The sequence below is a fragment of the Stenotrophomonas sp. 3diitr2024 genome (assembly GCF_042136455.1).
Classification (GTDB): domain Bacteria; phylum Pseudomonadota; class Gammaproteobacteria; order Xanthomonadales; family Xanthomonadaceae; genus Stenotrophomonas; species Stenotrophomonas sepilia.
This window is the reverse complement of record NZ_JBHHMJ010000829.1, coordinates 1-11474: the sequence shown is the minus strand read 5'-3', so window position 1 is coordinate 11474 and position 11474 is coordinate 1. Positions and strand designations below refer to the sequence as shown.

The window sequence follows — 11474 nt, the reverse complement described above, 5'->3', positions numbered from 1 at the left end:
GGTTCCCGGGCCGGCCGCTTCTCCAGCGGTACCCCCATGACCTCACACGCCCCCGCCGTCACCCGGCTGGCGGTCGCGCTCGCCCTGGCGTTGTCCACTCCGCTGGCGGCCGCGCGCGGCGTCCCGCCCGGTTTCGAAGATCTGGTCGAAGGACAGACCGAACAACTCGACATCCAGCTGTTCGGCCGCTCGGCCGGGCTGTCGCCGGTGCGCGTCACCCTGGAGCATGTGCAGCTGGAAGATCCCGCGCGCGTGCTGCAGGCACTGGACCTGTCCGCCGAGGCGCAGGCCGCGCTGCTGCCGGCACTGTCGCAGCCGCTGCCACGCAACAGCCACCTGGCCTGCCGCTTCGGTGGCGCCGAGGCCGGTTGCGGCTATCTGGATCCCCCGGAAGACCCTGCGGCCGCGCGCGCACTGTATGACGAAGGCGAGGGCGCCGTGCGCCTGTTCGTGGCGCGCAAGTGGATCGGTGGCGAGCCCGCCGCGGAACGCTTCCACGCGCTCAGCAGCAATGCCGAGAACGCTTTCCTGCACCAGCAGGTGCTCAACCTTACCGGTGGGCGCGACTACCAGTCGTTCAGTGCGCGCGGCACCGGCGTTCTGGGCCTGTTCCAGCGGGGCCATATGTCCGCCGACTGGTACTTCACCCAGCAGCGCTACCGCAGCAGCGGTGGCGATGCGCATTTCGAATTCGACAACGTCTATTACCGCCATGACCTGGGCCAGCAGTACTACCTGCAGGCCGGGCGCATGGACCGCCGCAACCTGTCCAGCCCACAGGGCGGCACCTTCGGTTTCAGCATGCTGCCGCTGGACCGCTTCGACGGTGCCCGCGTGGGCACCACCCAGGCTTACGTGGACAGCGATGCTGCCGTGCAGGCCTCGCCGTTGACGGTCCTGCTCGCCCGCGATGCGCGCGTGGACGTGTTCGACGGCGAGCGCCTGCTGCAGACCTACTACCTGCAGGCCGGCATCAACCAGATCGATACCCGCAACTTCCCGTTCGGCAGCTACCTGGTGCGCATGCGCATCTACGAGGATGGCGTGCTGGTGCGTACCGAAGAAGCCCCCTTCGACAAGGGCGGTGACTGGACCGACAGCCAATGGCAGTGGTTCGTGCAGAGTGGCCGCCGCAACGAGCGGCGCAGCGATCGCTTCGACAGAGAACAGGTGGCGGTGGCCGGCATGCGCGTGCCCTTGGCACGCGACCTGGCCGTTACCGCGGGCGTTGCCCATCTGGGCGGGCACAGCTATGGCGAACTGCGCGTCGACCTGCGCCGCGTGCTGGCCACGCAGGAAATGCGCGCAACGTTCAGCGGCATGCGCGGCAGCGATGGCAGCCACGGCCAGCAGCATCAGCTGTCATACCGGCGCAAGGCGTCCTGGAACATCTACCAGCAGCGCATGCGTGGCAAGGCCTGCCAGTTCGAGGCCGATGCGCGGGACCGCCTGGGCTGCACCAACTCGCTCAGCGGATCGGTCTCGCTGCCGATCGCCGGTGGTACTGCGTACCTGGGGTATACCCGGCGCCAGACCTGGCGCACCGGTTGGAGCCGTCCTGGTGACGATGATCCGTTGGCGCCACTGGATCCGTTCCTGCCGCCGCAACCGCTGCAACCGCACCGTGAGCCGCAGCTCAGCCGCACCTGGCAGGCCAGCTTCAGCCGCAGCCATCGTTGGCAGGATTTCAGCGTCTCCACGCGGCTGGGCCTGTGGCAGCAGCTCAGCCACGACAGTGCCCGCGACACCCGCACGCGCGACCGTGGCATCTACCTCAACGTAAGCTTCACCCGCCTGCAGCGCAGCCATGTTGGCAACGGCCAGCGCCGCTATGCGGTGGACATGCGCCAGCCGCAGCACCAGCGGCCGGAGATCAACTACAGCGTCGGCCAGAGCTATCGCCAGGAGGTGGACGCGCAGTTCCGTGAGCTGACCTCCGAGCTGCGCGCCAACAACAGCGACCGCTACAGCGCATCGCTGGGCAGGCAGCTGCAGAACCGCTACGGACAGACCGGCGCCACCGTGGCGTACTACCAGCAGCATGGCCGCAGCGAGACTGCCTACAGCGGCACGCACAGCTCTGCCTTCGCGCTGGGCCGGCGGGGGGCCTACTGGGGCGCAGGCACCGGCGCCGATGCCGGGCTGGCGGTACAGGTAGCCGCCACCGATGACCTGGATCTGCAGGGCGTGGCGGCCGAACTGCAGGTGAGTGGCGCAGGCCGGCAACGGCTGCAGATCGGCGAGCGCCGGCTGCTGCCGCTGACCGCCTACCAGTCGCACCGTGCCGAACTGCAGGACGCCAGCAACGACGCCAGCATGGCCGCCATCCGCGTGAGCGGCGTGGGCGGTGCGCGCCCGTTGTTCCTGGCCCCGGGGCGGCTGATGCGCATGCCGGTGCCGATCGAAGTGACCTACACCTTCATCGGCACCGCCCGCACGCTTGCCGGCGCGCCGCTGGGCGGCGCCCGCATCCTCAACGCGCCGGTGCCCGGCACCAGCGCCAACGGCGGCTTCGTCGCCGACTTCCCGCGTCGCGAGACAACGCTCTACCTGCTGCAGGACGACCGCCTGCTGCACTGCCCGCTGCAGGTGCGCGAGCGCCGCCAGGTGGTGCTGCTGGTCGGTGCCGTGCACTGCGAACCGCTGGCCGTGGCCCAGCTGCCGGCGGAGATCCGCCAGCAGGCACGCGTCACCCGGCTGCTGCAGGAACGCGCGCTGATTGCCGCCACGCCCCAGACCGCTGCTGCAGGAGGAACGCCATGAGCCGGCGTGTGTTGTTCGTGTTGATGCTGGTGTGCGCGCTGGCCGTGCTGATGCCGCGGGCGTGGGCGCAGAAGTTTCCGGAAATACATCCGACAGATGAGACCCATCGAGTCACCGAAAGCTGGGACCGCTCAGCTGTCCCAGCCGAAGTCGTGCTCTGGTCGCCGATGACGTTGTTGGCCTTTCAGGAAGGTCCAGATTCCCCTTATGAAGTTTCTCACCTTGTCTGCCTGTCCGATACCGATGCATCCCGCGGACGCTGTCCAGTGATTGGAAATCCGGAAGCACGTGGCAATGCGCTCCCCGTTTGGTTTTACATGACTGATCAGCGAACTGGACTTCGCACGGAGATTCATGCACTCGGCTACATCAAGAGGCCGTTGAATGGCCCTAACTGCTCTTCGGATCACTGGGGCTCACTGATCTATCCGATCTGGTCATCTGTACCAGATGTATGCCGACCGCTGATATCCGGCGGAATAGGTGTCTCTCTTGCCATTCGGAGCTCGGAACTGAAGCGCTTGGTTGCAGGGGCGTGGGCAGGGCGGATTGAACTCCAATTGCGTCAAACCCGTGGCGGTCCGCTGTTGGCGACCTATGTCTTCGATCTTGCATTCACCGTCACCGATTACGACGCGATCTCGATCTACTTCCCGGCCTTCGACACCGTCGCGCCGCTGGTCAACATGGACCTGCGCTACGACCCCATCAAGCAGATGGTGGGCGGCCGCAAGCAGCTGGAGATGTGCCTCTACGACGGCCTCGGCTCGCAGAGCGAGTTCCTCGGCGTCACCGTGCGCGACAGCGGGCCGCGCCCGCCACCCGGCAGCGACTTCGCGGTCTGGCATCGCGACGGCGGCAGCGACGACCGCCAGCGCCTGGACTACCACGTCAGCCTGAACTACGGCGGGCGCGATATCCGCATGCGGCATGGCGTGGAAGAGCTGCTGCATGGCATCGACGGCGCCGAACTGCGCCTGGTCATGCTGCCCGGTATCAGCCAGCCGGTCTATTGCGTGCCCACGCCGCTGACATTGCTGACACCTCCCACCCCCGTCGCCAGCAAGCGCCCCGGTCTCTACGAGGGCGAGCTGACGGTGGAACTGCGCGTCCCCACCGCCAAACCCTGATCCCACACGGAGCCTGCCATGAACAAACTGATCGTCTGGATGCTGCCGTTGAGTGCGCTGCTTGCGCCATCAGCACACGCCAACCTGTCCATCCATCCCATGCGAACTGCGATGGACGCCAAGCGGGGTGCGCAGATCCGCGTCTACTCGCAGTCCACCCGCCCGCAGTATGTACAGGCCAGCCTGCGACGCATCGACAACCCGGCAACGCCTCGCGAACAGGAGCAGGATATCGAGGTCGCCGATTCGGCCATTGCCATCACGCCCGGCAAGTTCGCGCTGTCAGGCGGTGGCAATCGCCTGATTCGGCTGATCCCCCTGCAGCCGGTGCAGAAGGAAACCGCATACCGCGTGTACTTCGAAGGTGTGCGCGGCCCCGAAGGCACTGAACTGGAAAGCAGCGAAGACGCTGCGCACGCCGACGTCGGCGTCAGCCTGGTGTGGGGGGCGCTGGTGAACGTGGTGCCCACCGACGGTGTGGTCAGCCTGAGTGTGCGCGGCAACACGCTGCACAACAGCGGCACGCTGCGCGTGGGCATTGTGCATGCGGCCGAATGCACGGCGGCCGGCGTCTGCACGCCGCACGACCTCTCGCACAGCCTGTATCCGGATGCCGATTTCACCCTGCCGTTCCAGCCGCAGCCGGGCAATTCGCTGCGCCTGCGCTACCGGCTCAGCCAGGACGGTTATCGCGAGCACGTCCAGGACGTGGCCATCCAGTCCAGCTGATCCCCCTCCCTGCGTCCCGCGCATGGCGCGGGATGTCTTTTCCGCAAACTGTTAAGGAGAAAGACCATGAATCGAATCTATCGGCGTATCTGGAACCGGGCGAAGGGGTGCTGGGAGGTGGCCAGCGAGCTGATCAACCGCAATCAGGGCGGCGGGCGCGTGGCGAAAGCGTGCACGGCTACAGCGCTAGTCGCGCTTATGCAGATCGGGCCGGGCCTGAGTGGAGCAGAAGCAGCGGCCTTCTACATGGGGGGATGCAGTTACACCGACTCTGGGAACGTCAACTGCGTCCCGATCATTGGTAGAACGTCGGGAGTCTCCTACGCAAACGCTGTCCTGGGAAGCCAGGACTATCTCGTCATGGGCGGTGGGGCAGTAGCGGATGGCGACTGGATCACCATGTTTGGCCACCAAAGCTATGTGAAGGGGCACTTCAGTTCTGCGTTCGGCGCCAAGGCAAATGCGAACGGCGTGGACAGCGTTGCCGTTGGCTACAATGCCAGCGCCAATGGCGGTCACAGCACGATTGTGGGCACGAACGCCTATGGCAAGGGCATCGGCTCCACCGCATTCGGAAACAGCGCAGCTGCAACGCGCCAGAACGCGCTTGCGGTCGGCAGTGGCTCGTTGTCACAGAGCGAGAATGCGGTCGCAATGGGCGCAAACGCTTTCGCCAATGGCGTTGATGGCGTCGCCCTGGGCAGCAAAGCCTCGGTCGATACCGGCGGCGGCAACTCCGGCATCGCCATTGGTGCTGCTGCGAAGGCCGGGACGCCGGGCTACACCGGTGCAATCGCCATAGGCGGTGGCGCCGAGGCGCGCATTGATGGCGTGGCCCTGGGCTACGGCGCGTCGACCACCGCGCAAGGAGCAGTTGCGCTGGGTGTGCGTTCTTCCGCAACCGAAGTGAATACTGTCTCTGTGGGCAGTTCGACGCTGCGGCGGAGAATTGTGAACGTGGAAGACGGCCGCATCACGGCTTCCAGCTCAGATGCCGTTACCGGCAAGCAACTGCATGCGATGAGCGAGCGGGTCGATGGCCTGATCAAGCAGGATTCCGCGAGCGGCATAGTGCGTATTGCCAACAGCAATACCGGCACGGAAGTCAGCATGCGCAATGCAGTACTGGCGACGCGAAAAGTGAGTGGCGTTTCTGATGGAGCGTTGACGACAAGCAGTACAGACGCCGTGAATGGCAAGCAGCTCAACGCCACGAACACCAGGCTGGGGACAGTGGAATCGGCAGTGGGAACCGTAAAGGGAGACCTCGCGGACGTTCGGACGCTCGCCCAGTCGGCCACCAACCGTATCGATGCCACCACCCTGGCGCTGGGCAAGGGCGCGGTTGCAGAGTCGGGCAGCTACGGCATCAGCACCGCCATCGGCAACAATGCCAAGGCCTACAACGGCCGCAGTGTCGCACTCGGATTCGATGCGCTGGCCGGCGTCGATGCAGAGGGCAACAAGGTGAACAACCAGAATGCCGGCGTGTCCATCGGTGCAAATACGCGCAGCGCGAACGGCGCGGTCGCGACCGGCTTCCGGGCCATTGCCAGCGGAAACTTCTCCATTGCCGTAGGCGGTGACGCCAATGCGGCCGCCGAGCATGCCACTGCAATGGGGAACCTGAGCAAAGCGACGGCAAAGCAGTCCACTGCGCTGGGGCGTGGCAGCGAGGCCACCGCGCAGTTCGCTACCGCGCTGGGCAATCTTGCGGTATCGGCCAACACCAGCGCCGTTGCACTGGGTGACCGGGCCAATGCCCGCCATGACAATGCAGTGGCACTGGGTGCGGGCTCTGTCACGGCGTCGGTCAACTCCGTTTCGGTGGGCAGCGCCACTCTCAAGCGCAAGATCCAGTACATTGCCGATGGCGCGGTCAGCAATGGCAGTACCGATGCCATCACCGGCAATCAGCTGTTCGCGACCAACCAGGCCGTATCCACCGCGCAGAGCACGGCCACGAGCGCGCAGACGGCAGCCAACGCCGCCAAGGTCGACGCCGCCAAGGCACTGACCGAGACGACCGCGCTCGCCGGCCTGGTCTCTCAGACCGCCGCCAGCGGCAATGTCCGCTTGGGCGAGAAGAACAGCGGTACCGTACTGGACGTGCGCAACAGTACCAACGCCAGCCGAAAGGTTGCCGGCGTGGCTGACGGCGACTTGGGGGGCAGCAGCAACGAAGCCGTCAACGGCAAGCAGCTCAATGCCACCAACGTGCAGTTGGCTGCCGTGGAAAAAGTGGCCACTGCCGCGCAGGCGGATGCAACGGTTGCGAAGGCGGACGCTGCCAAGGCGTTGGTCAGTACCGGTGCGCTGGAGGGGCTGATCGGCGAGGCTGCCGTTAACGGCAATGTCCGCCTGGGCGAGAAGAACAGCGGCACCGTACTGGACGTGCGCAACAGCGCCAACGCCAGCCGGAAGGTTGCCGGTGTAGCGGATGGCACGGTAAGCGCCAGCAGCAATGAGGCGGTCAACGGCAAGCAGCTGAATGCCACTAATGTGCAGGTGGCTGCCGTGGAGAAGGCGGCTACGGCGGCGCAGGCGGATGCAACGGTTGCGAAGGCAGACGCTGCCAAGGCGTTGGTCAGCACGAGTGCGCTGGAGGGACTGGTCAGCCAGACCGCAGCCAACGGGAATGTCCGTCTGGGCGAGAAGAATAGTGGAACTGTGTTGGACGTGCGCAACAGCTTGGGCACTAATCGTAAGATCACTGGAATTGCCGACGCAGACGTTGGTGCGGGCAGTAGTGATGCGGTGAACGGTGGGCAGTTGTTCTCTTCCAATCTGAAGATAGCAGTGCTCGAGGAGAAGAGCCGTCTCTTTGGGGCAGGCAATGAAGCTGGTGCGGCCTCAGCACGCGCCGGTGAGTTCGGGGTGGCGATAGGCAACGGTGCTGTGGCATCAGTCGATTCCGAAGGAGGGGTCGCCTTGGGTGCATTCGCTGGCGCACTCGCCAGGAATTCCGTTGCCCTTGGGCGCGCGGCCAGCGTGGAGGCCGGAGCGGTTGGCGGATTTGCACTTGGCGCGGGCGCCCATGTGGCTGCAACTGACGGAATTGCGATTGGCGCCGGTTCGGAAGTTGAGGCTGGTGCAGATGGGGGCGTTGCTCTCGGCGCTGGTTCCGTTGTGGCTGAGAGCGACACTGTTTCTGTTGGCAATGACAGTCTCAAACGTCGAATTACAAATCTTGCCCGCGGCACCGCAGATCACAACGCCACGACCGTCTCTCAGCTGAAGGATTCCCTTGCCACCCTAGGCGGCAGCGCAGGCATGGACGCCAACGGCAACATCATTGCACCGACCTACTCGGTTCAGGGCGGCACGCAGAACACCGTGGAGGACGCGTTGATGGCGCTCGATGGCGCTGTCATCACCGCAGGCCGCCGTGCGGACAGGGTGGAAGGCCAGCTCAACTCGATCTTCCAGGATTCACCCTCGGCCCGTGGCGATGGCATGAGCCAGATCGCGCTGAATGGCGCGAACGGCATGGTGTTGACCAATCTGGCTGACGGTCGGGTGGCGCCAGGAAGCCGTGATGCTGTAACGGGAAATCAGCTGTACGCCGCAGAGCAGAAGATCTCGCAGAATCGAAATGATCTGGAGGCGATGCGCAAGGAGCGGGAGATGGGCCAGCAGACAATGCGCGGATTGCATGCGGGCGGTCCGATCGATTTCGGCGGTGCGCGTTTGACTGGCGTGGCTGAAGCGAAGTTGTCGGCTGACAGTTCGGATGTTGTTCGTGGAAGTCAGCTGTACTCAACCAATGGTCGACTCGATGTTCTGGAGGAGGCGGGTCGATTCCTTAGCGTGGGTGGGGCCCCCACAACTGTCGGCGCGGAGGCAGGTCTGGCTGGGGTAGCACTTGGAAATTCCGCGAAAGCAGGTGCTGAAGGCGGAACCGCGATAGGAACACGCGCTCTTGCAATTGGTGTGAATTCAGTTGCACTTGGTCGCGGGTCTACCGTCTTCGACGGTTCTGACTTTGGCATTGCTATTGGAACTGGAGCTGGTGTAGGAGAGTTTGATGGTGGAACTGCAGTCGGAGGTATTGCTCTCGGCGTCGGTGCGAAGGTCCTGAAGGGGGCCAATGGTTCGCTTGCCTTGGGACTTGGTGCTGAAGCAAACGAAAAGGGAGTTGCATCATTTGGTAACGAGGTTCTTCAACGCCGCCTCGTAAACATCGCCAACGGCACCGCCAACCACAACGCCGCCACCGTCGGCCAGCTGCGCGGTGCGCTCTCTGCTCTCGGCGGTGAAGTCGATGCCAACGGCAACATTGTTGGCCCCAGCTTCACCATGCAGGGCCAGTCCCAGTCCACCCTCAATGGTGCGCTGGAGGCGCTCGACGGTGCAGTCATCAGAACCACCTCGCGCGTGAACCAAGTCGAGTCCCAGCTGCGCAGCGTGTTCCAGGACACCCCCTCGGTCCGCGCCGACGGTCTCAACCAGCTCACCCTCGCCGGAACCCACGGCATGGTCATCTCCAACGTGGCCAATGGCCTGATTGCCGCCGGCAGCCGCGATGCGGTCAATGGTGGTCAGCTGCACTCGATGCAGCAGCAGCTCAACGGCCGTATCGATGGCCTGGAAGAGCGCATCGATGCGCCGCAGCCGCGGGCAATGGCCGTCGCTTCGGCGCCGGAGCCGGAAGCACCGGTGCCGCAGGCCGAAGGCGGCCAGCAGGTGGCGTCGGTCGGCGAGGGTGAGAAGCCCGCGCCGCAGCCGAAGACGAAGAAGGATGAGACGCCCAAGCCGCAGGTCGACACCGCTGAATTGGAGAAGATGCTGGCCCGCGCCAACGAGTACACCGATGGCGCGATCAGCAATTTCGAACGTCGCCTGGACAAGATGGACAAGCGTTTCAACCGCATGGCGGCGATGAGCAGCGCGCAGACCGCGATGGCGATGAACACCGCCGGCCTGGCCACCTACAACCGCCTGGGTGCGGGCGTGGGCTACAGCGAGGGTGAGTCCGCGATGGCCGTGGGCTACCAGCGTGTGCTCAACGAGAAGGGCTCGGCCACCTTCAGCCTCAATGGTGCATTCACCAACAGCGGTGAGCGCAGCATGGGCGTCGGCGTGGGCATCGGCTGGTAAGCCATGGAGCCCCGGCGTGACGCGCGTAATCCGCCCCGCCGCGCCGGGGCTCTTGCCGAGGAAATGGCAATGTATCGATGGGTAAGCCGGTTCATCAGCTACCGCACGTTCTATCTGTGGCGGGCACGTTTTTACTACTACACCCGCAATCTGGACCGCTGGCTGCTGTTCGCCCTGCTGTGCGTGGCGGGTGTGGGCTTGGCGGCCTGGTACACCTGGCGGGTATCGAGTGTGCCGCCGCCGCGCGTGCATCCGGAGGCCGCCGCGCTGCGCGTGGAGAACATCACCCAGGAGGCGATCCATCGCATCGTGCTGGTGCGGCATGGCGGCCCAACCCCGGGCGAGCCGTTCACCACCCCGGAGGATGTCCGTGCCGGCACGCTGCGCACGCTGCGGGTGCGGCAGCTGCTGGACAGTGCGATGGTGTGGCAGTTGAAGGCCCACATGCTGGCCGACATCGCGGCGTACATCGATGCCACGGGAAGCTGCTTCCCTTTCCCGTGCTGGCAGGTGAGCCATCGGCTGGAACTCATGCGTGCGGCGGAGGCGGAGAACGCGGCCATCAACCGGGCGCTGGAGCCGGTACTGGAGATCCCGCTGGACAGGATGCCCAACCTCAACGGCGGTGAGCGCGCGCGGATACAGACGGCGTGGTCCGATCCGTTCGGCGATGTCTACAACCAGACCTGGCTGCTGGGTGATCTGCAGAACATGCACGCGCGGATGATGATGGCGTACCCGCAGCGGGCGGGAGCCCCCTGGCTGATGCGCCTGCTTGGCGATGAGACGGAGGAGCAGCACCATGATGTCTGGTAGGGCAACGCACCTCCTGTAGGGCCGGGCCATGCTCGGCTGCTCTTCGGTCAGGTGTCCGGATGCCTGATGCATCGTGCGGACCAACGGTCCGCACCCACCAAGGCCGGAACCACCCAAGGCCGGAGCTACCGCTACCCGCCGATATACGCGGTGATCTCCGCTTCGGCCAGCAGCTGCCGCAGCTGTGCGACAGACGCGCGTCGCATCGGCTTCTCATCCACCGGCGACAGCGGCGCCTGGCGCAGCGCATCGTACGGCAGCACGGCCAGGTCAAAGGTCAGCTCCTCGGCACTGAACACCCACACCGGCACGTCCAGGCTGCGCTCGCGGTCCATGCGCAGCCGGCGCGTCCGCGATTCAGCGGGAATGCCGTGCTCGTCCAGGAAGCGATGCACGGCTTCCGGGTCGTCGCTGTGCAGGTGAAGCTGCACCGGGCTGTTGGCATCGGCGGTGCCTTCCAGCACAGGGCCGGCCAGCCGTGGGGCGAAGCCGTGCAGGAACTCCAGCGCGCGCATCGCGGCCTCGCGGCGGCGCTGCAGTTCATTGCCGTGCTGGGGCCCGGCGAACAGCCGCTGGTATTCGCGCAAGGCGTCTTCGATCTCGGTGTTGCGGGGCAGGGAGGCATCGTCGTGGATGCCGAGCCGGCTGGCGGCCTTCAACTTGGCCTGGTGATAGTCGCGGATGCCGCCTTCGGCCATCAGGCGGGCGGCTTCGTGGGCGAGGCGGTGGCGCCGCTCGCGGGTCTGGCTGGCAGCATGCTGACGGGCGCGATGCATGCGAGGACTCCTGTTGCGACCTGGCTACAGACTAGCGCACGGATGTGACATCCGCGTAGGTATTTCACGGAGGGGAGCAAGCGGGTGCCGTTGATCCTGTAGAGCCGAGCCCATGCTCGGCTGCTCTACCGCGGGCGCCCGGAGCCGAGCATGGGCTCGG

At 65.4% G+C, this 11474-nt stretch carries 6 protein-coding genes; 5 read left to right on the top strand and 1 reads right to left on the bottom strand.

Annotation, left to right across the window (positions count from 1 at the left end; all coding sequences use genetic code 11):
* Window positions 1-36 precede the first annotated feature (36 nt).
* The 5 genes from ABGA94_RS22100 to ABGA94_RS22080 all read left to right on the top strand — a co-directional run bounded on the left by ABGA94_RS22100 (window position 37) and on the right by ABGA94_RS22080 (window position 10538).
* On the top strand, window positions 37-2763 hold the full coding sequence (locus ABGA94_RS22100; RefSeq protein ID WP_375368102.1) for a TcfC E-set like domain-containing protein: 2727 nt from the start codon (window positions 37-39) through the stop codon (window positions 2761-2763).
* A complete protein-coding gene (locus tag ABGA94_RS22095) occupies window positions 2760-3893 on the top strand; it encodes a CfaE/CblD family pilus tip adhesin (protein WP_111128212.1) in 1134 nt (377 codons plus the stop codon). The genes ABGA94_RS22100 and ABGA94_RS22095 overlap by 4 nt, the downstream gene beginning before the upstream one ends.
* Window positions 3894-3911: 18 nt before the next feature.
* Window positions 3912-4622 carry a pilus assembly protein gene (locus ABGA94_RS22090; RefSeq protein WP_111128210.1) on the top strand — a complete coding sequence of 237 codons (711 nt, stop codon included), beginning with the start codon at window positions 3912-3914 and terminating at the stop codon, window positions 4620-4622.
* A gap of 66 nt (window positions 4623-4688) precedes the next feature.
* Window positions 4689-9722: an ESPR-type extended signal peptide-containing protein gene (locus ABGA94_RS22085; RefSeq protein WP_111128209.1), complete on the top strand. Its 5034-nt coding sequence runs from the start codon at window positions 4689-4691 to the stop codon at window positions 9720-9722.
* Between the two features lie 69 nt (window positions 9723-9791).
* Entirely contained in the window at window positions 9792-10538 is a 747-nt protein-coding gene (locus ABGA94_RS22080) for a hypothetical protein (RefSeq protein ID WP_111128207.1), read from the top strand.
* A gap of 131 nt (window positions 10539-10669) precedes the next feature.
* Here ABGA94_RS22080 and ABGA94_RS22075 read toward each other — a convergent pair whose 3' ends face one another.
* On the bottom strand, window positions 10670-11314 hold the full coding sequence (locus ABGA94_RS22075; protein WP_049411389.1) for a hypothetical protein: 645 nt from the start codon (window positions 11312-11314) through the stop codon (window positions 10670-10672).
* Window positions 11315-11474: the final 160 nt, after the last annotated feature.

Coding starts and splice junctions, on each gene's coding strand:
- ABGA94_RS22100 (WP_375368102.1), top strand. CDS start 37: ATGACCTCACACGCCCCCGCCGTCACCCGGCTGGCGGTCGCGCTCGCC.
- ABGA94_RS22095 (WP_111128212.1), top strand. CDS start 2,760: ATGAGCCGGCGTGTGTTGTTCGTGTTGATGCTGGTGTGCGCGCTGGCC.
- ABGA94_RS22090 (WP_111128210.1), top strand. CDS start 3,912: ATGAACAAACTGATCGTCTGGATGCTGCCGTTGAGTGCGCTGCTTGCG.
- ABGA94_RS22085 (WP_111128209.1), top strand. CDS start 4,689: ATGAATCGAATCTATCGGCGTATCTGGAACCGGGCGAAGGGGTGCTGG.
- ABGA94_RS22080 (WP_111128207.1), top strand. CDS start 9,792: ATGTATCGATGGGTAAGCCGGTTCATCAGCTACCGCACGTTCTATCTG.
- ABGA94_RS22075 (WP_049411389.1), bottom strand. CDS start 11,314: ATGCATCGCGCCCGTCAGCATGCTGCCAGCCAGACCCGCGAGCGGCGC.